Genomic DNA, 20,408 nt, shown 5'->3' on the forward strand with positions numbered 1-20,408 from the left:
TCAACGCCTCAGCGCATCCAGCGCGTACAGCGCCCAGCCCAGCATCAGCGTGGTGCCGCCGACCGGGGCCAGCCGCGTCGGCCATTGCGCCAGCGCGTTGCCGGCCAGGCTGCCGGTGAACAACAGCGTGCCGAGCAGCAGCAGCGCCAGCGCGGCGCGCGCGAGCAGGCGCTCGCTGCTGCGGGCCAATGCCGCCAGCGCCAGCCCATGGCCGAAGGCATACAGCGCCGCGGTCTGCAGATGCGATTGCGCCAGCGGCTCGCTCACGCCGTGCGAGGCATAGGCGGACAGGCCGATCGCGGTGGCCGCCAACAGGCCGCCGGCGCAGGCCAGCCAGGAGCGTTTACGCGAACGCCGATCGAGATTCAGCATGACGATGCTCCGTTTCGGCCGGCGTTGCGGCCCCATAAACGAAACGCGCCGCAAGCAGCGGCGCGTTTCGTGTCACACATCCATGCAGGCGAGGCTTACTTGATCGTCCAGTAGATGTCGTACGTGCCATCCGGCGTGAACGACTTGTCCACCCCGCCCTTCCAGGCTTCGTACGGACGGTCGGTCACGTCGTAGCCGCTGGTGGCGGCCCAGGCGCGGACTGCATTGCGTGCCGCATCCAGGCCCGCCATGTGTCCGGTGTAGCTGGCGAACGCGGAACGGTGCGCCTGGGTACGCAGATAGGTGACCGGCGCGCCCTGCGGGATGGTCAGCTTCAGCGGCTCGCCGCTGGCGGCAACCGGGGTGGCATCGACCGGAGCGGCCGCAGCAGCAGCCGCGTCGTCCTTCTTGTCGCCCTTCTTGTCTTCCGGCTTGGCCGCCGCGTCCGGCTTCGGCGCGCCACCGGCACGCTTGCGCACCGGCTGAGTCACGTCGAAGGCGTACTTGTCGGAACCGAAGTCGGTGGTGACGATGCGCACCGGACCGGCCGCTTCCAGGCCGTTGGCGTCCATCACCCGCTTGATCCACTCCTGATTGTCCTTGATGGACTTCTTGATGGCCTCGTTGTCGCGGTCGATGTTGCCGGCGTTGACCACCAGCAGATCTTCGGCCGGAACGTCGACGACCTTCAGGTCCTTCAACGGGGTTTCATCGGAGCGGTAGTCGACGTTCGGCACGGTGGCCAGCACGTTGCTCAGTCGCGACAGGCCCAGCTTGATGTCGTCGCCGACATGGCGGCTCACGTACAGGCCGGCATAGCGACCGAACAGGTCCCAACCGTACTTGACCGTGTAGTCCTGGGTGATCTTGACGTTGCGGCCGCTCTTGCCAGTCGACTCGAGCTTGAACGACGTGATCTTGTCACGGCCCTTGCTCTCGTCTTCGATGGCGACGACAACCTGCTTGTTCTGCTCGGTCGAGGTGATGGTCCAGCTGCCCTTGCCGATGTAGCCCTCGTTGGAGGCGTAGTCGAGGCGGGCGCCGACGCCGGCTTCGGGGCCGGAGAGCTTCAGCTGGATACGCGGATCGCGCAGCACCAGCGGATTCCAGTCCTTGAACCGACGCAGGCTGTTCACCGTGTCATAGACGATGGTCATGCGCCGATTGGTTTCGACGCTCTCGGACATGTGACGTTCCGAAGGCAGCACCAGGCCAACGATGACAAACAGGCCAGCTACGATCCCCAGCGCGATCAGGAATTCGATAATACGGGTCATTCAGAAGGTCTCCGGGGCCGATCCCACGGCCGGGTTAATGAAGCGAAGCGCCCATCCTAGCAGGCTTCGCGGCTCGTGGTCAGCAGATGGCGACGCGGAATTCGGCATAGTGGCGAAAACCCTGCGAACGCGCAGTGCACAGCGCCGCGGCGCGGGCGACCAGACCATTATCACCCAGGCAGTAGCGGACGGGCAGGCAGCGGCGCCGTGCGGCCGCAGGCAAGCCACACCCGGCCAGGCGTTTGCGGCTGCGCGCGGGAACCGCCGGCGGTCCCGGCGGGCAGACCAGTGCGTCCGCACCGAGGCCGGGGCTGGGGGCATCGGCCCAGCACGGCCGAGGATGCGGCAGGCATGCCGCTGCGCTCGTCGCGACTGAAGTCGCTCCTACAAGGATTTCACCGGCGCCGTGGAGCGGCGCGGCCTCTTGTGGGAGGGACTTCAGTCCCGACTGCATACCAGTTCGGCAAATTCACCACTCCGCTCGTCGCGACTGAAGCCGCTTCTACAAGAGGCTGGCGCCCGCAAACGCCCGGCGCGCTGCGTCGGGACGGGCATCCTGGCGCATCAGACCAACTGCAACTCGAACGCCTTCAGTACCGCCCGGGTGCGGTCGCGAACGCCGAGTTTCGACAGAATGTTGGATACATGGTTCTTGATCGTGCCCTCGGCCACGCCCAGCGAGTTGGCGATCTCCTTGTTGGAGAAGCCGCTGGCCATCAGCCGCAGGATCTCGGTCTCCCGGTCGGTCAGCGGGTCGGGCCGGTCCAGGCTGACGAAGTCGTTGCGCATGTGCTCCAGGCCCGACAGCAGGCGCTGGGTCACCGCCGGCTGCACCAGCGAACCGCCGGCGGCGACCGCGCGGATCGCCCCGACCAGCTGTTCCAGCGACACGTCCTTGAGCAGGTAGCCCTTGGCCCCGGCCTTGAGCCCGGCCAGCACCAGCTGGTCGTCGTCGAAGGTGGTCAGGATGATGGTCGGCGGCAGCGTGCCGTTGCGCGACAGCATCTGCAGCGCCTCCAGCCCGGACATCGCCGGCATGCGCATGTCCATCAGCACCACGTCCGGCTTCACCTGCGGGATCAGCTCCACCGCCTGGCGGCCATCGTTGGCTTCGGCGATCACCTCGATCCCGCCGTCCAACGCCAGCAGCGAGCGGATCCCTTGCCGCACCAGGGTTTGGTCGTCGACCAGGCAGACACGGATCATCACAGCACTCCTTGTGAAACGGCGGGCGGCAGCAACGCGGCCGCACTCGGGACCGCGACGCGCAGGCGAAAGCCCGTGCCCTGCGGCGCATCGATCTCCAGGCTGCCACCATACTGGCTCAGCCGCTCGCGCATGCCGCGCAGGCCGTTGCCGGGCAGCACGGTCTCGCAGCCGCGGCCGTCGTCGTGGGCCTGGATCAGTACCAGCGGTCCCTCGCGGCGCACCTGGATCCACAGGTTGTCGGCCTGCGCATGGCGCACCGTATTGGTGATGATTTCCTGGGTGCAGCGCAGCAAGACATGCGCGCGCTCCGGATCCTCGACGGTCAACGGCGCGTCCACCTGCAGGTGGATCCGCAGCGACGGCACCCGCTCCACCAGCGGCCGCAGCGCCGCGGCCAGGTCGATCGCGCCGCTGTCGCGCAGATGGCTGACCGCCTCGCGCACGTCGGTCAGCAGCAGCTTGGCCAGGGTATGCGCTTGGTGCACATGCTCTTGCGCGCGGCCCTCGGTGATGTGGCCGGCCACTTCCAGGTTCAGGCTCAGCGCGGTCAGGTGGTGGCCGAGCAGGTCGTGCAGCTCGCGCGAGATACGGGTGCGCTCGTTGACCCGGGCGCTTTCGGCCAGCAGTGCGCGGGTGGCGCGCAGCTCGGCATTGAGTTGGCGCTGCTCCTCGCGGGCCTGGGCCTGCTGCCGCGCGACCAGGCTGGTGACGAAGATGAACATGGAGAAACCGCCGTACAGCAGCGACTGCATCAGCGCGTCGAACATCGGAAAGCCGACCAGCAGATAGTAGACCGGCAGCACCGCCAACTGGCTGAGCACCAGCCACAGCACGCCGATCCGCACCGGCAGCAGCCACGGGATCACGCCTGCCGCCACCATCATCAGGATGCTGCCCAGCCCGCTTCCGGTCAGATAACTGACCGCCAGCGCGCAGACGGTGAGCAGCAGCAGGATCAGGCGATCGTACCAATGCGCATGGCCGCCGCTGCCCAGTCCGCGGGTCAGCCAGTAGTAGCTGCCGCCGAAGGCGATGAAGAAGCCGGACATCATCGCCGCCTCCCAGCCGCCACGCCGGTTCGCGCCCTCTTCCGGGATCCAGTAGGTGTAGACCAGCGGCATGGCGATCATGGCCCAGGTGAACAGGCCGGCGAAGCGCAGGACGCGGGTATGGCTGAGGTTTCCCAACATGCACGCATCTTAGGATGAACGGCGCGCAATGCACTCCCACGGAAGTCATGCATGCGCGGCTCGCCGCCCCGCGCCCCGCGTGCGATAATCCAGCTGGCGGTCCGCATCTGGCCGCGCGCGCATCAGCAACGGAGTCCCAATGTCGATCGTCATCCGCGACGTGCGCGAGCACGAGCTCGATTCGGTCCTGGCCCTGAACAACAATGCCGGCCTGGCGATCCTGCCGCTGGATTCAGCCAAGCTGCACCGCTTCTACGAGACCGCAGACTATTTCCGCATCGCCGAGCGCGACGGCAACCTGGCTGGTTTCCTGGTCGGCTTCGGCGCCGACAGCGACCACGACAGCAGCAATTTCGCCTGGTTTCGCGAGCGCTATCCGGCGTTCTTCTATATCGACCGCATCGTGGTGGCCAGCCGCCGCCGCGGCGGTGGCGTCGGCCGCGCGTTCTATGCCGACGTGCAGAGCTATGCCGAGCTGCGCTATCCGCAGCTGGCGTGCGAGGTTTTCCTGGATCACGGCGCGGACGCGGCGCTGCTGTTCCATGGCAGCTTCGGTTTCCGCGAAGTGGGCCAGAACACGATGAACGAGGTGGAGGTGCGTGCGAGCATGCTGTTGAAGGATTTGTGCAGTTACGCCTGGGTCCGCGAGACCTACGGCGAGCAGTTGCCCGACCTGCCCTGGGCCGGCCATGCCCACCGCCTGCAACGGGCTCCGCGCCCGGCCGGGGACTGAGCGTGTCGTCGGTGAATCTGGATTTCGAGCAGGCAGGCGAACTGAAGATCGGCCAGGTCGGCATCGCCAACCTGCGCATCCGCACCCTGGACGTGGCGCGCCTGGCGCAGGAGATGCGCGAGCGCGTGCAGCGCGCGCCCAAACTGTTCGGCCGCGCCGCGGTGATCATCGATTTCGGCGGCCTGGCGCAGACGCCCGACACCGCCACCGCGCGCGCGCTGCTGGACGGCCTGCGCGCGGCCGGCGTGCTGCCGGTGGCGCTGGCCTACGGCACCCGCGAGACCGAACAGCTGTCCGAGGCGCTGGGCTTGCCGCTGCTGGCCAAGTTCCGCGCCCAGTACGAACGCATCGACGGCGGCGCGCCCGCCGCCGCGCCAGCCCCGGTCTCGCCGCCCCCGCCGCCGCCCGCCCCTGCGGCACGCCCGCAGCCGGGCCGCATGCAGAAGACCGCGGTGCGCTCGGGCCAGCAGCTGTATGCAGAGAACTGCGACCTGACCGTGGTGGCCACGGTCGGTGCCGGCGCTGAAGTGATCTCCGACGGCAGCATCCATATCTACGGCAGCCTGCGCGGTCGCGCGCTGGCCGGCGCGCAAGGCAACACCGAGGCGCGGATCTTCTGCCGCGACTTCCACGCCGAACTGGTCGCCATCGCCGGCCACTACAAGGTGCTGGACGATATTCCCAAGGAACTGCGTGGCAAGGCCGTCCAGGTCTGGCTGGAGCAGGACCAGATCAAGATCGCCGCGCAAGATTGACGCGGCCCTACAACCGAACGCATCAGGAGACATTCCTTTGGCTGAAATTATCGTAGTCACCTCCGGCAAGGGCGGCGTCGGCAAGACCACCACCAGCGCGAGCCTGGCTTGCGGGCTGGCGCGACGCGGCAAGAAGGTCGCCGTGATCGACTTCGACGTGGGCCTGCGCAACCTCGACCTGATCATGGGCTGCGAGCGCCGGGTGGTGTACGACTTCGTCAACGTGGTGCACGGCGAGGCCACGCTCAAGCAGTCGCTGATCAAGGACAAGCGCTTCGACAACCTGTACGTGCTGGCCGCCTCGCAGACCCGCGACAAGGACGCGCTGACCCAGGACGGCGTGGAGAAGGTGCTCAAGGACCTGGTCGCCGAAGGCTTCGAATACATCGTCTGCGATTCGCCGGCCGGCATCGAGAAGGGCGCGTTCCTGGCGATGTATTTCGCCGACCGCGCGGTGGTCGTGGTCAATCCTGAAGTCTCTTCGGTGCGCGACTCCGACCGCATCATCGGCCTGCTCGACTCCAAGACCCGCAAGGCCGAGCAAGGCCAGACCGTGCCGGCGTTCCTGCTGCTGACCCGCTACAGCCCGGGCCGGGTGGAAGGCGGCGAGATGCTCAGCATCACCGACGTGGAGGAAGTGCTGGGGCTGAAGGCGATCGGCGTGATCCCCGAATCCGGCGACGTGCTCAACGCCTCCAACAAGGGCGAGCCGGTGATCCTGGACGGCGAATCCCCGGCCGGCCAGGCCTACGACGACGCGGTGGCCCGGATCATGGGCGAAGAGCGCCCGATGCGCTTCATCTCCGTGGAGAAGAAGGGCTTCTTCACCAAGTTGTTCGGAGGGTGAGCATGGGACTGTTCGACTTCCTCAAGGCCAAGAAGAACACCGCCGAGACGGCCAAGAACCGCCTGCAGATCATCATCGCGCAGGAGCGCAACCACCGCGGCGGCCCGGATTACCTGCCGCTGCTGCAACGCGAACTGCTGGAAGTGATCAAGAAGTACGTCAACATCGACGCCGACGCGGTCAAGGTGGACCTGGTCAAGGACGGCGAACACGACGTGCTCGATATCTCGGTGGCATTGCCGGAAGGGCCGTCGCCCTGAGCAATGCGGCGCGTTGCGCTCGCCGACAGCGGCCGCGGCGTGCTGCAGCGCCGATGTTGCGTTCTGGGTGACGTGCTGGCGAGGATGCACCGCGGCGCCTGCCATTGGCCGCAGTTGCATGTACCCCGCCAGCGGCGCGCAGCGAACGCATGCTCTTCAGCGGTGCGATGGTCGCGTCATCCGCTTGCCGCAACCATCCGCCAACGCGTTGCCGATTGCGCCACGCGCCCCTCTCTTTTCCGACCTTCCGATGCAGACCGACGACTCCCGTTCCGCACCCGCTGCCCAGGTCCTGACCGTCGGCGCCATCGGTCTGGACGCGCCGCGCGCACTGTTGGCCCGGCATGGGCTGAGGCTGCACCGGGTCGCCGACGGCGCCAGGATTCCCGGCAGCTACTGGGGCGAACCGGAAGCCGGGGTGATCGCCAGCAACGTGTACGTGCGCGACGACACGCCGGTGCACTCGCTGCTGCACGAAGCCTGCCACCTGATCGTGCTGCCGCCGGAACGGCGTGCACGGGTGCATACCGACGCCACCGACTCGGACGAGGAAGAGGACGCCACCTGCTACCTGCAGATCGTGCTGGCCGACGCGCTGCCCGGCGTGGGCAGCGCGCGGCTGATGGCCGACATGGACGCGTGGGGCTATACCTACCGGCTGGGCTCCACCCGCGCCTGGTTCGAACAGGATGCCGAGGACGCGCGCGCCTGGCTGCTGCAGCGCGGACTGTTGCCGCAGCAAGCCTGAGGCCCGCGCACGCAAGCTCTTCGGCGCTCTGAACGCCTGTATGAGCCTCAGCCGCGACGAACGAAAGCGCCGGCCTGACGGCGACGGAGACTGTCGCGGCTGAAGCCGCTCCTACAGTTCAGCCAGCCCGCTTCACGCAAGCCCCTGTAAGAGCGGCTTCAGCCGCGACGAACGAAGCACGCAGGCCAACCGGCTGCGCATGCCGTCGGGACTGAAGTCCCTCCCACAGTGCACCCCAACCAATCTGCCGCAAGCCATTTTAGGAGCGGCTTCAGCCGCGACGAACGGAGCTGGATAGCGCCAAGGCTGCGGATGCCGTCTAGGCGCGGAGGCCAACCCGGCTGCGGGCGCAGTGGCGGCTCAAGCCGCTCACAGGATTGCGCCGCCAGAGCTGCGCTGCCGATGCCGCTTCGGTGCAAGCGCGGCAATGCACTACGCCGCGCCGCCGTTCTCCAATGCCGGACGCAGATCCAATGTCGCCCGCGTACCCTGCCCGGCATCCGAATCCAGGTGCAGCGACCAGCCCAGGTGCTCGCACAGGCGCGCGATCAGGTCCAGGCCGATGCCGCTGCCCTCGCGGCCGCCGCCGCGGGCCATGCGCATGTAAATCGCGCTGATCTCCTCGGGCGCCATGCCGTGGCCGGGGTCGTCGATGCGCACCACGCCCGGCGCCGGCATCGCGATGTGGATGACGCCCTGGTCGCTGTTCTCGATCGCGTTGCGCAGCAGGTTGCCGATCGCCGCCTGCACGATCGCCAGCGGCGCCAGCACCTCGCACGGCGGCAACGGCGCCAGCGCCAGTTCCAGGCGCTTGTCGGCGCACAGGTGGCGATGGTCCTCGACGATGTCCGGCAACAGCTGGTCCAGCCGCACCAGGTCGCTGCCGCGCGCCAGCCGCGCCGGATCCTTGGCCAGCACCAGCAGCAATGAGATCAGTTGGCCGACGCCGCTGGCGGTGCGGCGGATGCGCAGCAGCTGGTTGCGCGCGCTGGGCGGGATGTCGGACTGCTCCAGCGCCAGTTCGGCGGCGCCGCCGATCACCGCCACCGGCGTGCGCAATTCATGGCTGGTGCTGTCGATGAAGGCGCGCTCGCGCTCGACGAACAGGTCGTTGCGCAGCAGGTAGTCGTTCAACGCATCGGCGATCACCACCTGTTCGGCGCTGGCGCGCGGATGCACGTCGATGCGCTGGCCGGGCCGGTCCGGGCGCAGGCTGCCGATGCGTTGCGCCATGTCGGTGAGCGGCTGCACCACCCAGCCCAGGCCCCAGGCCACCAGCGCGCCGAGCAGCAGCACCGCGATCACGTTGGACAGCAGCATCCACAGCGCCAGGTTCTCCTCGTGCTTCTGCAGCTCGGTGATGTCCAGTGCCAGCGCCAGGCGGCGGCCGTGCACGTCCTGCACCAGCACCACCTTGTCGCGGCCTTCCAGCGGCACGTCGTCGTGCAGGCCCGGCGCCAGCGCCGCCACCGCCGGCGGCAGCGGCTCGCCGCCGGCGTCGCCGTACAGGCTCACGGTGCGGGTGTCGATCCAGCGGTAGTCCGGATCGACCGCGCTGCGCGCCAGGAAATGTTCCAGTTCCGAACTCAGCAGCGAACGCCAGGTCAGCTGTTCGGCCTGGTCGTTGACGATGTAGCCGTGCACGAACACCGCCAGCGACAGCAGCGCCGCATAGCCGACCAGCCACAGGGTGATGCGCTGCCGCAGCCCGGTCCTACGCGGCATGCTCTTGCTCGTGCGGGCCCACCACCGCGAGCCGGTAGCCGATCCGCGGCAGGGTGTGGATCAGCTTGGCCGCGAACGGGCCATCCACGCTGCGCCGCAGGTCGTAGATATGCGAGCGCAGCATGTCGCCGTCCGGCGGCTCGTCGCCCCACAGCGCCTGCTCCAGGCGATCGCGGGTGACCGCAGCCGGGCTGGCCTGCATCAGCACTTCCAGCAGTTTGCGGCAGGCCGGATACAGGTGCAGGGTGCGGCCGCCGCGAGTCGCCTCCAGCGTGCCCAGGTCCAGTTGCAGGTCGCCCACGCGCAGCAGCTTGCTGCGGCCGCGGCCGTTGGCGCGCAGCAGCAGCGCCTCCAGCCGCACTTCCAGTTCCGGCAGCGCGAATGGCTTGGTCAGGTAGTCGTCGGCACCGGCGCGGAAACCGGCGATCTTGTCCGGCAGTTCGTCGCGCGCGGTGAGCATGATCACCGGCACCTCGGCGTGGTGCTGCTCGCGCATCGCGCGCAGCACCTGCGGCCCGTCCAGGCGCGGCAGCATCCAGTCCAGGATCACCGCGTCGTAGTGCTGGGTGGTGGCCAGGTGCAGCCCGGTGACGCCGTCCGGCGCCGCGTCCAGGGTGTGGCCGCGCACCTCGAAGTAGTCGAACAGGTTCGCGACCAGGTTCCGGTTGTCCTCTATCACCAACAGCCGCATGGCACTCGCTCGCATTCCGGGACGTCGGGGGGATGACGCCATGCTAGCGGATGCGCGTCGGAACACGGTCGGAATGGGGCATCTTGATCGAATCTCGATGAAACCTGGATGGAACCCGCATACCGCGACGGCAACCTGGGCTGAAGCGCCGCAGCGGTGGCACCCCAATCCGACCGGTCTCCGACAAGCAGCCCAACACCATGACGCCCGCCACCGTTCGCGCGTCCAGCCCGCCTGCCTCCATGCACAGCCCGTCCCTGCCCCTGTCCGCCGTCGCCGTCCTGCCCGCGCCGTCGGCGCTCTATCGCCAGCATCTGTGGCTGCCGCTGGCCGCGGCGCTGCTGGTCAGCGGCGTGCTGATGGGCCTGGGCGGCGACTTCTGGTTCGCCGACCTGTTGTACCGCTGGGAAGGCGGCCACTGGGCGCTGAAGAATGCCGCGCTGACCCGCAGCCTGATCCATCACGACGGCAAGCTGCTCAGCACCGTGGCCTGGGTGGCGACGGCCGGCCTGGCGGCGTGGGCATGGCGCCGTGCCGACAGCCAGCGCTACCGGCTACCGCTGCTGTACCTGGCGCTGGCGGTGGCCTTGAGCACCGGCGTGGTGTCGCTACTGAAGTCGCTGACCCATATGGACTGCCCGTGGGACCTGAGCCGTTACGGCGGCCACCTGCCCTACATCGGCCTGTTCGAGCCGCGGCCGGCCGGCATGCCGCATGCGGCCTGCTTCCCGGCCGGGCATTCCAGCGCCGGCTACGCCTGGGTGGCGCTGTATTTCGTCGCGCTGGCGCTGAAGCCGGCCTGGCGCTGGCCGGCGCTGGCGGTCGGGCTAGGCGCCGGACTGCTGTTTGGCCTTGGCCAGCAGCTGCGCGGCGCGCACTTCCTGTCCCACGATCTGTGGACGCTGTCGCTGAGTTGGGGCGTGGCCCTGGGCCTGTACCGCGTGTTGCTATGGCGGCCGCAGGTTTCGGCCCGATCCATGCATGTCGCTTTGCCTGTCGTGAAGGAAAGCCGCGTATGAGCATCTCGTTGCCGCATCCCAGCAGCCAGTCCCCGACCCGCTGGTGGCGCTACCGTCCGCTGCTGAGCAACGAAGCGCTGGCGTTGGCGGCCAGCGCGTTCTTCGCGCTGGTCTGTAACGGCATGTTCTGGCGCAGCGCGATGAGCGGCCACCCCGGCGACCTGAAGCTAGGCCTGTCGCTGTTCCTGCTGCTGCTGTCGGTGCACGGCCTGCTGCTGGGCCTGCTGCTGTGGCGCGGCGTGTCCAAGCCGCTGCTGACCGTGCTGCTGCTCACCACCGCGTTCGCCGCGCACTACATGAACAGCTACAGCGTCTACCTGGACGCGGACATGCTGCGCAACGTGCTGGCCACAGACCACAAGGAATCGCGCGAACTGATGACCCCGGCGCTGATCGCGCCGCTGCTGTTCTACGCCGCGCTGCCGATCCTGGCGCTGTGGCGGCTGCGCCTGGTGCGGCGTCCGCCGGGCAAGGCGCTGGCGATCCGCGCCGGCTTCCTGCTGGCGATGCTGGCGCTGGGCGGCGTCGGCGCGATGCTGTCGTTCCAGGACCTGTCGGCGATGATGCGCAACCATCGCGAGATCCGCTACCTGGCCACGCCGATCAACTACCTGGTCGCGTTGCGGCAGGACCTGAAGTCCGACAGCCCAACGCACAAGGCGCCGAAGCTGCCGATCGAGCACGACGCGATCGCCACCGCGCGCGCGCCCGGCAGCAAGCCGCGGCTGCTGGTGGTGGTGCTGGGCGAAACCGCACGCGCGCAGAACTGGGGCTTGAACGGCTACGTGCGCCAGACCACGCCGCAGCTGGCGCAGCTGGGCGTGATCAATTTCCCCGACATGCATTCGTGCGGCACCAGCACCGAGGTCTCGGTGCCGTGCATGTTCTCCCCGTTCGGCCGCCACGACTACAACGAAAGCAACATCCGCAAGCACCAGTCGCTGCTGCACGTGCTTGAGCACGCCGGCATCGCCACGCTGTGGCGCGACAACCAGTCCGGCTGCAAGGGCGTGTGCGACGGCCTGCCGATCCAGCGCCTGGACGACGCCAAGGACCCGCAGCTGTGCAAGGCCGGGCGCTGCATGGACGAAATCCTGCTGCAGGATCTGGCTACACAGGTGCGCGCCAAGCCCGGCGACCGCGTGGTCGTGCTGCACCAGCTCGGCAGCCACGGCCCCAGCTATTTCGAACGCTATCCGGCCGGCTTCCGCCGCTTCACGCCCACCTGCGACAGCGCCGACCTGGGCAACTGCGGGCGCGACCTGATCGCCAATGCCTACGACAACTCGCTGCTGTACACCGACCACCTGTTGGCGCGCACCGTATCCACGCTGGAAGCGATGCCCGACTACGACACCGCGATGATCTATCTGTCCGACCACGGCGAGTCGCTGGGCGAGAAGGGCCTGTACCTGCACGGCGTGCCGTATGCGATCGCGCCGCAGGAGCAGACCCACGTGCCGATGGTGATGTGGTTCTCGCCCGGCTTCGCCAGCGACCGCGGCCTGGACCTGGCCTGCGTGCGGGCGCGTTCGCGCCAGTACGCCGACCAGGACAACCTGTTCCCGTCGGTGCTGGGGCTGATGCAGGTCAAGACCGGGATCTACGACCGCACCCGCGACCTCTTCGCGCAGTGCGCCGGTAGTGGCAGCGCAATCGCCGCCGGCGCCGCAAGCCGCTAAGCGGCGGCCTGCGCCAGCTGCGCGGCGCTGCCGGCCCTTGCGGCGGAAGGGGTGGACACACTAGCCTTCGTCGCATTCGCCACCGAAGGATTCGCCGTGAACCACCGCCCTCTGCTGCTTGCGCTGTGCATCGGCGCGAGCGTGCTTGCGCTGTCCGCGTGCCGCAAGGAAGCCAGCACCGAGACCGACACCGCGCCGGCGCCGGCCGCACCCGGCGAAAGCGCCGACCAGTTCGTCGCCCGCATCAACGAGGAGTACCGCGCGCTGCTGCCGGAGCTGACCTCGGCGCAGTGGCTGTCGATCACCTACATCAACGGCGATTCGGAGCGGCTGGTGTCCAAGGCCAACGCGCGCTGGCTGACCACGCTCAATGGCTGGATCGCGCAGGCCAAGCGCTACGAGGGCAAGCCGATGTCCGCCGACAGCGCGCGTGCGCTGCAGCTGCTGAAGCTGATGACCGCGATGCCGGCGCCGCGCGACCCGGCCAAGCTGGCCGAACTGGCCACTCTCGCATCGAAGATGGAAGGCGCCTACGGCGCGGCGACTTATTGCACCGGCGAGGGCGACGCGCGCCGCTGCCGGCAGCTGGGCGAACTGGAGGACGTGCTGCGCCGCAGCCGCGACTACGACCAGCAGCTCGACGCATGGCAGGGCTGGCACGGCACCGCGCAGCCGCTGCGCCAGGACTACCGGCGCTTCGTCGAACTGGTCAACGAAGGCGCGCGAGAGATGGGCTATGCCGACACCGGCGCGATGTGGCGCAGCGGCTACGACATGCCGCCGGCGCAGATCGCCGCCGAGACCGACCGGCTGTGGACCCAGGTCAAGCCGCTGTACGCGCAACTGCACTGCTACACCCGCGGCAAGCTCGACGCCGAATACGGCAAGGACAAGGGCGAGGTCGCCGGCGGCCTGCTGCCGGCGCACCTGCTCGGCAACATGTGGCAGCAGGACTGGAGCAACCTGTGGGACCTGCTGCAGCCCTACCCCGGTGCCGGCAGCCTGGACATCACCGACACCCTGGAAAAGCAGTACCAGAGCAACCTCGGCGCGGCGCTGGCGCGGCGCAATGGCGACACCTCGCCGGAAGCGCGATTCATGGCCCAGCGCGACGCGCAGTTGCAGAGCGCCAAGCAGATGACCGAGCGCGCGCAGGATTTCTACACCTCCCTGGCGATGCCCAAGCTGCCCGACAGCTACTGGGCGCGCAGCCAGTTCATCAAGCCGCTGGAGCGCAACGTGGTCTGCCATGCCAGCGCCTGGGACATGGACATGGCCGGCGACGTGCGTACCAAGATGTGCATCCAGCCGAACGAGGAAGACTTCACCACCATCTACCACGAGCTCGGCCACCTTTATTACGACCTTGCCTACAATCCGTTGCCGCCGCTGTTCCAGGGCGGCGCCAACGACGGTTTCCACGAGGCGATCGGCGACACCATCGTGCTGGCGATGACCCCGCACTACCTGCATTCGATCGGCCTGGTCGAAGCGCCGCAGCGCAGCCGCGAGGCGCTGATCAATGCGCAGATGCGCATGGCGCTGAGCAAGGTCGCCTTCCTGCCGTTCGGGCTGATGATCGACCGCTGGCGCTGGGGCGTGTTCGATGGCTCGATCGCGCCGGAGCACTACAACCAGGCCTGGTGGGAACTGAAGGCCAGGTACCAGGGCGTGGCCCCGCCGACGCCGCGCGGCGAGGATTTCTTCGACCCCGGCGCCAAGTACCACGTACCAGGCAACACGCCGTACACGCGCTACTTCCTGTCGCACATCCTGCAATTCCAGTTCTACAAGGGCCTGTGCGACGCGGCCGGCTACAAAGGCCCGCTGTACGAGTGCAGCTTCTACGGCAACAAAGAAGCCGGGCAGAAATTCTGGTCGATGCTGCAGCGTGGCGGCAGCCAGCCGTGGCAGCAAACGCTGAAGGAACTGACCGGCAACGACAAGCTCGACGCCGCGCCGCTACTGGAATATTTCGCGCCGATGCAGGAGTGGCTCAAGCAGCAGAACCAGGGGCAGCTGTGCGGCTGGGAGGCGGCAAAGGCCGTGCAGGCAGGCGCCGCCGCGGCTCCCGCGACGCCTGCGCCCAAGCCGCAGTAAGCGCCGCGGCGCGACCGCCAGCACGCCGCCTCAATCGTCCGCCAACCGCGCCCAACGCTCATGGTCGCGCCACACCCCGCCGATGCGCAGGTAGCGCGGCGAATAGCCTTCGTGGCGGAAGCCGGCGCGCCGCACCAGCGCCAGCGAACGTGCGTTGTCCGGCTGGATGTTGGCCTCCACGCGATGCAGGCCCAGTTCGGAGAACGCGTAGGCCACGCACAGCCGCAGCGCGTGGGTCATCAGCCCGCGGCCTTCGTAGCCGGCCATCGCGTGGTAGCCCAGGTAGGCGCTCTGGAAGCAGCCGCCGACCACCTGGCTGAAGGTGAACAGGCCGGCAGGCTGGCCGCTGTCGCGCGCGCGCGCCAGCAGCGCGACGTTGCTGCCGTCCAGGGTCTGCGCGTACCAGGCGTTGAAGCCGGGCACGTCGGTGAACGGATATGTCCACGGATGATGCAGGGCGGTGCTGGCGCGGTGCGCCTGGATCAGCGCGAGACCGTCGCGGCGCCGCACCCGCGCCAGCAACACGGCGGCGTCGGCGGCCTGGCTTGCGCTCTGGCCCATGGTCTCAGCCCGGTGGCGCCGTGCCGGCGCCGCGCTGCATGGCCTGCGCGTGGCGGTCCTTGAACTCGTCGAAACTCAGCCCCTGCGCCTGCGCATCGGCCTGCGCGGCGTCCTTCAGCGCATCCGAATACACCAGCCGCACCGGCGTGCCGGCGCGCTCGTGCAATTCCGCGGCCTGCATGATCAGCGACAGCACCTGCGCGGCGCTCTCGCTGTGTCCGGCGATGCGCCCGGCCATGCCCAGCACCCACTCGCCATCGCGGCGCACGATGCCGGCCAGCAGCGTGCGCTGCTGGTCGCGCAGCTCCGCGTGCGGCTCGATCGAGGTGGCGGCGGCGGCATCGCTGCGGTGGCGCAGGCGTTCGGCAAGCTTCTTGCGCACGTCGCGGCGCTGCTTGGACTGGATGGACATGCGGTTTCCTCAACAATGACCCGGCGACGATAGCCCAACCGCGGCGTCGGCGTCACACCGGATCGGCCGGTTCCAGTTGCGGCACCTGGCTGCCGGGCCGCGGCAGGCGCTTGCCGCTGCGCCGCTCCCAGCGCCAGAAGCCCCAACCGATCAGGAACAACGCGCCCGAGCCCAGCGCCAGATGCATCGGCCGGCCGCTGAGCAGCGGCGACAGCGCCCCGGCCACCACGGTGTTGAGGATCAGCTGGGTGAAGGCCTGCAGCGACGAGGCCAGCCCGCGCTGGCGCGGGTACATGTCCAGCACCGCCAGCGCCAGGATGGGGAAGATCAACGCCATGCCCAGGCCGGCCACGAAAATCGGCAGCACCGCCCACGGCAGCGCGATCTGCGGCGCGATCGCGGTATAGGCGATGTTGCCGAGCACCGACGCGCCGCAGCAGATGAAGCCGATGCGCACCTGCCGCAGCGGCCCGATGCGCCCGGCCATGCACCCGGACAGGAACGAGCCCAGGGTCATGCCGCCGATGGTCGGAATGAACAGCCAGGCGAAATCGCGCTCGGTGCGGTGCAGCAGGTCGATGATGAACACCGGCGCCGAGGCGATGTACAGGAACACGCCGGCGAAGTTGAACGCGCTGGCGGCGGCCAGACGCTGGAAGCGCGCATTGAACGCGATCGCAATGTAGTCGCGCAGCAGCGTGCGCGGTGCCAGCGGGGTGCGCGCTTCCAACGGATGCGTCTCCGGCATCCAGCGCAGCGTGGCCGCCAGCAACAGCAGCGAGAACCCGACCAGGAACCAGAAGATCAGCGGCCAGCCGGCGCCGGTGGCCAGCAGCCAGCCGCCGATGATCGGCGCGATCGCCGGGGCGATGCCGAAGATCGTCGACACCTGGCTCATCAGCCGCTGCGCGTCGTGGCCCTGGTACAGGTCGCGGATCACCGCACGGCCGACGATCATGCCCACGCCGGCGGAAAATCCCTGCAGCGCGCGGAACGCCAGCAGCGTGCCCAGGTCGCGCGACAGCGCGCAGCCGGCCGAGCCCAGCGCGAACACCAGCAGCCCGCCGACGATCACCGGCTTGCGGCCCCAGGCGTCGGACAGCGGCCCGTGTGCCAGGCCCATCAGCGCATAGGCCAGCAGATAGACGCTGACCGTCTGCTGGATCGCCACCGGATCGGCGCGCAGGCGCTGCGCCAGCTGCGGGAACGCCGGGAAGATGGTGTCGATCGCGAACGGGCCGAACATCGCCAGGCCGGCGAGCAGCAGCGCCATGTAGCGGGTGGAGGGAACGGCCGGGGTCATGCGCGGCAATATCGCGGATTGCGCCCACGCACGCCACTGCGCCGGCCCCACCGGCCGGCCCTGGCCCCGGCATCGGCGCAGCCGCGGCCGGCGCGCCGGGCGCGCGCTCAGGAGGCCAGGCCGTCCTCGACGGGCGCTTGCGCGGGGAGCCGCAGCCAGTCCTCGATCGGGTGGTCGCCGACCACGCGGCCGTGCTCCAGGGTGATGACCCGTGCCGCCATGCGCAGGGTTTCGCGGCGGTGCGCGACGATGATCCGGGTCAGTTGCAGGGCCTGGATCGCGGCATTGACGCGGCTTTCGTTCATCACGTCCAGGTGGCTGGTCGCCTCGTCCAGGACCAGGATCCGCGGCGATTTGTACAGCGCGCGCGCCAGCAGCAGGCGTTGCCGCTGTCCGCCGGACAGCCCGGCGCCGGCCTCGCTCAACGCCGAGTCGTAGCCCAGCGGCATCCGCTCCACGTCCTCGTGCACCGCTGCCATGCGCGCGCAATCGCGCATGCGTTCATGATCCGGCTCCGGATCGAAGAAGGTGATGTTGTCGGCCACCGATCCGGTGAACAGCATGTCGTCCTGCATCACCGTGCCGACGTTGGCGCGGTACTGCGCCAACAGCGCGCCGGTCAGGGGCCGGCCGCCGATCCGGATCTCGCCCTCGGTCGGCTCGAGCAGGCCCAGCATCAGCTTGACCAGCGTGGTCTTGCCGCACCCGGACACGCCGGTGATGGCGACGCATTCGCCGGCGCGGATCTGCAGGTTCACCTGATCCAGCACCGGCGCCGCATCGTCCGCATAACGGAAGCCAAGCCCGCGCAGCTCGATGCCGGTGTCGTGCCAGCGCCCCGGGTCGGCCTGTTGGCCGGCCTGTTCGCGCGGGTGATGGACGATATCGGCGACGCGCTCCAGGTGGATCCGCAGCAGACGGAATTCGGCAAGCCGGTCGATCAACCCGCTCAGCCGCAGCGCGAACTGTTCGCGATAGGCGAGAAACGCCAGCAGCATGCCCAGCGACAGCTGATTGCGCAGCACCGCGAATGCCGCCAGCCACACCACCAGCACGCGCTCGGCGCCGAACAGCAGCAGTTTCACCGACGCCAGCGAGACCTCGCCGCGGTTCAGCCGCAAGTGCGCATTGGTCTGCTCGGCCAGCAGATGGGTCCAGTCCATCCGCCGCTGCTGCTGCCGTCCGAACAAGCGGATGGCCTGCACGCCGCGCACGCTTTCCAGGAAATGGGTGTGCTGGCGGGCGTCCCACAGCACTTCCTCGGCCGCCGCATCGCGCAACCTGCCCAGCCACAGCGCGCGCATGCCCGCATAGGCGGCCACCGCCAGCAAGGTGATCGCGCTCAGGCCCGGGCTGTAGGCCAGCATCAGGCACAACGTGCCGATCACCAGCACGCCATCGACCATGGTCTGCATGAACCCGGTGGTCAAGGTGCGCTGAATCCGCTGGATGGAGTCGAACCGCGACTGGATGCCGCCGAGGTGGCGTTTCTCGAAATACGCCAACGGCAGCGCGAGCAGATGCGCGAAGACCTGCCCCATCCATTGGAACGCGAGTTGCGCCGAAAACGTGGTGATCAACCAGCCGCGCAGCAGGCCGATCGCGGCCTGCAGCAGCACCAGCAGCAAAAATCCGATCCCCAGCGCGTCGATCAAGCCGATATCGGCCGACGGCAATGCCTGGTCCACGATCCATTGCAACTGGAACGGCATGCCCAGGCTGACCAGTTCCAATGCCAGCGCCAACGCCACTATCTGCCAGACCGCGCGTTTCAATCCATGCACGCGGCCGATCAGCGAGGACCAGGCCAACGGCGGCGGCGCGGGCTGCGGGCGGAAGTCCGCCGCCGGCGCCAGTTCCAGCGCGATCCCGGTGAAATGCTTGGCGAACTCGGCCCGCTGCAGACGACGCGGGCCATTGGCCGGATCGTTGATCTCGATATAGCGCGCGCCGACCCGCTTGAGCACCACGAAATGATTGAGATCCCAATGCAGGATGCACGGCAGCTGCAGGTCCTCGAGCGCCTCCATCTCCAGGCGCAGCGCCCGCGCCTGCAGGCCGAGCGCCTGCGCGATCGCCACCAGGCTGGCCAGCGTGGTGCCCTGCCGCGACAGCAGGAAACGCCGCCGCAACGCGGCAAGGCCGACGTGGCAGCCGTGGTAGTGGGCGACCATCGCCATCGCTGCCAGCCCGCATTCGCCTACCTGGCCCTGCAGGACGATCGGCATGCGGCGCGCACCGGCCAGTCTGCGCAGCTGCTGCAGCCACACGCTCATCGCGCGCCGCCGCGCAGATCGGCGAGCGGCTCGAACGCCCACTGCGCAAAGCGCCGCCACTCCAGCTTGAGCGTGCCCTGCACGGGCATGCCTGGCCGCAGCACGGCGCCAAGCCGGGCGCGAACGGCAGCGCCTTCGGCAAGGCGCACGCGGACCCGGTACAGTGGCTCGGCCGCCGCTCCCACGCCGGCCGCGGCCGGCTCCGGCATCCGCGCCACCGCGACCACGCGGCCGGCGAACTGCCCGTAGTGCTGGTAAGGCAGCGCATCGAAGCGCAGTTGCACCGGCATCCCCGGCCGCGTCAGCCCCACCGCCTGCGAGGGGGCGTACAGCACCACGTCCAACGCAGTGGAGGCCGGCACCACGTCGGCCAGGCGCTGCCCTGCGGCCACCGCCTGCCCACGCAGCAGCGGCCGCAGGGCGAGGCGTCCGGCACACGGCGCGCGCACCTCCCATTGCGCGGCAGCGGCCTGCTCGATGCTCTCGCGCCTGGCCTGCTGCAGGCTCGCATCGGCGGCGAGCAGTTGTTCGCGCTGGCCTGGCTGCAGCTGGCGCAGGTCCTGGCGCGCTTGCGCCAGCGCATCGGCCAGCGCCATGCGCTCGCGCTCCAGGGCCAGGGTCCGCGCGCGCTGGTCCATCGACTCGGCCATCTTCTCGTCGACGAATTGCTGACTGACCAGGCCGCGCGCCATCGCGGTGCGGTAGCGCTGCTCGATCGCTTCGGTCAGTTGCTGGCGCCGGCGCAGCACCGCAAGCTCGCCGTCCAGGTGCGCCAGCCTGGCCTGCATGCCGGTCATGGACTGCGCCAGCGCCTGCTGCTGCATGCGGCCCTGGGTGCGGATCTGCTCCATGGCCTCGACTGCCAGGCGCTCGCGCTCGGCCAACACCGACGCGGCCCGCGCGGTCGGCCGCTGGCGGTCGTCGCGGTGCTCGGCCGACAGCACGAACAGCACCCGCCCGGCCGCCACGCCCTGCCCCTCCGCCGCCCGGATCGCGACCACCACACCGGCCTGGGGACTGCTGATCGCCACCGTGCCCTGCGTCGGGGTGAGCACGCCCTGCAAGGTCTGGCTGCGCGCAAAACCCAGGCAGAAGAACGCGGCGACCAGTCCGGCCACGATCAGCGTCACCGCCAGCACGCCCAGCTGCGTCGCGCGCCCGTGCCTGAGCACGATGCGCCCGAGCCCGGCGCGCCGCTGGTGATCCAAGGCCTGGCGACGGAACAGCATGCTCAGGCGCGGCCGTGCA

Annotated in this window: 19 protein-coding genes; 8 read left to right on the forward strand and 11 right to left on the reverse strand. The window is 69.0% G+C overall.

Going from position 1 to position 20,408, the window contains the following annotated elements:
* The 4 genes from ISN38_RS05280 to ISN38_RS05295 all read right to left on the reverse strand — a co-directional run bounded on the left by ISN38_RS05280 (position 1) and on the right by ISN38_RS05295 (position 4,048).
* Positions 1 to 372, reverse strand: coding sequence for a DUF423 domain-containing protein (locus ISN38_RS05280; RefSeq protein ID WP_003465622.1), 372 nt, complete (start codon positions 370 to 372; stop codon positions 1 to 3).
* Between the two features lie 95 nt (positions 373 to 467).
* Positions 468 to 1,649, reverse strand: coding sequence for a polyketide cyclase (locus tag ISN38_RS05285; RefSeq protein ID WP_003465621.1), 1,182 nt, complete (start codon positions 1,647 to 1,649; stop codon positions 468 to 470).
* A gap of 564 nt (positions 1,650 to 2,213) precedes the next feature.
* Positions 2,214 to 2,855 carry a response regulator gene (locus ISN38_RS05290; RefSeq protein WP_003465620.1) on the reverse strand — a complete coding sequence of 214 codons (642 nt, stop codon included), beginning with the start codon at positions 2,853 to 2,855 and terminating at the stop codon, positions 2,214 to 2,216.
* Entirely contained in the window at positions 2,855 to 4,048 is a 1,194-nt protein-coding gene (locus ISN38_RS05295) for a sensor histidine kinase (protein WP_003465619.1), read from the reverse strand. The genes ISN38_RS05290 and ISN38_RS05295 overlap by 1 nt, the downstream gene beginning before the upstream one ends.
* A 139-nt stretch (positions 4,049 to 4,187) precedes the next feature.
* Between ISN38_RS05295 and ISN38_RS05300 the strand changes: the two genes are divergently transcribed.
* The 5 genes from ISN38_RS05300 (at position 4,188) to ISN38_RS05320 (ending at position 7,391) form a co-directional block, all read left to right on the forward strand.
* Positions 4,188 to 4,781, forward strand: coding sequence for a GNAT family N-acetyltransferase (locus ISN38_RS05300; protein ID WP_003465618.1), 594 nt, complete (start codon positions 4,188 to 4,190; stop codon positions 4,779 to 4,781).
* A gap of 2 nt (positions 4,782 to 4,783) precedes the next feature.
* Positions 4,784 to 5,536 (forward strand): septum site-determining protein MinC, encoded by a 753-nt coding sequence (gene minC / locus ISN38_RS05305; protein ID WP_003465617.1) that lies wholly within the window; start codon positions 4,784 to 4,786, stop codon positions 5,534 to 5,536.
* A gap of 37 nt (positions 5,537 to 5,573) precedes the next feature.
* Positions 5,574 to 6,383, forward strand: a complete 810-nt coding sequence (gene minD / locus ISN38_RS05310; RefSeq protein ID WP_003465615.1) for a septum site-determining protein MinD — start codon at positions 5,574 to 5,576, stop codon at positions 6,381 to 6,383.
* 2 nt (positions 6,384 to 6,385) lie between these two features.
* A complete protein-coding gene (minE, locus tag ISN38_RS05315) occupies positions 6,386 to 6,643 on the forward strand; it encodes a cell division topological specificity factor MinE (protein WP_003465613.1) in 258 nt (85 codons plus the stop codon).
* Positions 6,644 to 6,893: 250 nt separating this feature from the next.
* The gene (locus tag ISN38_RS05320; protein ID WP_047324626.1) at positions 6,894 to 7,391 is read left to right on the forward strand and encodes a hypothetical protein; all 498 of its coding nucleotides are present in this window, start codon (positions 6,894 to 6,896) and stop codon (positions 7,389 to 7,391) included.
* Positions 7,392 to 7,823: 432 nt separating this feature from the next.
* On the opposite strand, the gene ISN38_RS05325 is transcribed toward ISN38_RS05320, so the two are convergent.
* Entirely contained in the window at positions 7,824 to 9,116 is a 1,293-nt protein-coding gene (locus ISN38_RS05325; RefSeq protein ID WP_206712096.1) for a sensor histidine kinase, read from the reverse strand.
* On the reverse strand, positions 9,106 to 9,807 hold the full coding sequence (locus ISN38_RS05330) for a response regulator transcription factor (RefSeq protein WP_003465605.1): 702 nt from the start codon (positions 9,805 to 9,807) through the stop codon (positions 9,106 to 9,108). The genes ISN38_RS05325 and ISN38_RS05330 overlap by 11 nt, the downstream gene beginning before the upstream one ends.
* Before the next feature lie 242 nt (positions 9,808 to 10,049).
* Here ISN38_RS05330 and ISN38_RS05335 point away from each other — a divergent pair, with 242 nt between their 5' ends.
* The 3 genes from ISN38_RS05335 to ISN38_RS05345 all read left to right on the forward strand — a co-directional run bounded on the left by ISN38_RS05335 (position 10,050) and on the right by ISN38_RS05345 (position 14,608).
* Positions 10,050 to 10,826, forward strand: a complete 777-nt coding sequence (locus ISN38_RS05335; RefSeq protein ID WP_003465602.1) for a phosphatase PAP2 family protein — start codon at positions 10,050 to 10,052, stop codon at positions 10,824 to 10,826.
* Positions 10,823 to 12,508: a phosphoethanolamine transferase gene (locus ISN38_RS05340; RefSeq protein WP_206712097.1), complete on the forward strand. Its 1,686-nt coding sequence runs from the start codon at positions 10,823 to 10,825 to the stop codon at positions 12,506 to 12,508. Before ISN38_RS05335 ends, ISN38_RS05340 begins: the two co-directional genes overlap by 4 nt.
* Before the next feature lie 96 nt (positions 12,509 to 12,604).
* The gene (locus ISN38_RS05345) at positions 12,605 to 14,608 is read left to right on the forward strand and encodes a M2 family metallopeptidase (protein ID WP_058358500.1); all 2,004 of its coding nucleotides are present in this window, start codon (positions 12,605 to 12,607) and stop codon (positions 14,606 to 14,608) included.
* A 30-nt stretch (positions 14,609 to 14,638) separates the two neighbouring features.
* On the opposite strand, the gene ISN38_RS05350 is transcribed toward ISN38_RS05345, so the two are convergent.
* The 5 genes from ISN38_RS05350 to ISN38_RS05370 all read right to left on the reverse strand — a co-directional run bounded on the left by ISN38_RS05350 (position 14,639) and on the right by ISN38_RS05370 (position 20,395).
* Positions 14,639 to 15,169 carry a GNAT family N-acetyltransferase gene (locus ISN38_RS05350; protein ID WP_003465597.1) on the reverse strand — a complete coding sequence of 177 codons (531 nt, stop codon included), beginning with the start codon at positions 15,167 to 15,169 and terminating at the stop codon, positions 14,639 to 14,641.
* 4 nt (positions 15,170 to 15,173) lie between these two features.
* Positions 15,174 to 15,581 (reverse strand): hypothetical protein, encoded by a 408-nt coding sequence (locus ISN38_RS05355; protein ID WP_003465595.1) that lies wholly within the window; start codon positions 15,579 to 15,581, stop codon positions 15,174 to 15,176.
* A 52-nt stretch (positions 15,582 to 15,633) separates the two neighbouring features.
* Positions 15,634 to 16,884, reverse strand: coding sequence for a multidrug effflux MFS transporter (locus tag ISN38_RS05360; RefSeq protein ID WP_003465592.1), 1,251 nt, complete (start codon positions 16,882 to 16,884; stop codon positions 15,634 to 15,636).
* Positions 16,885 to 16,991: 107 nt separating this feature from the next.
* On the reverse strand, positions 16,992 to 19,160 hold the full coding sequence (gene raxB, locus ISN38_RS05365; protein WP_003465590.1) for a peptidase domain-containing ABC transporter RaxB: 2,169 nt from the start codon (positions 19,158 to 19,160) through the stop codon (positions 16,992 to 16,994).
* On the reverse strand, positions 19,157 to 20,395 hold the full coding sequence (locus ISN38_RS05370; RefSeq protein WP_206712199.1) for an HlyD family secretion protein: 1,239 nt from the start codon (positions 20,393 to 20,395) through the stop codon (positions 19,157 to 19,159). The genes raxB and ISN38_RS05370 overlap by 4 nt, the downstream gene beginning before the upstream one ends.
* Between the last annotated feature and the right edge of the window lie 13 nt (positions 20,396 to 20,408).

Source organism: Xanthomonas translucens pv. undulosa (genome assembly GCF_017301775.1).
In the GTDB taxonomy this organism is placed as follows: Bacteria; Pseudomonadota; Gammaproteobacteria; order Xanthomonadales; family Xanthomonadaceae; genus Xanthomonas_A; species Xanthomonas_A translucens.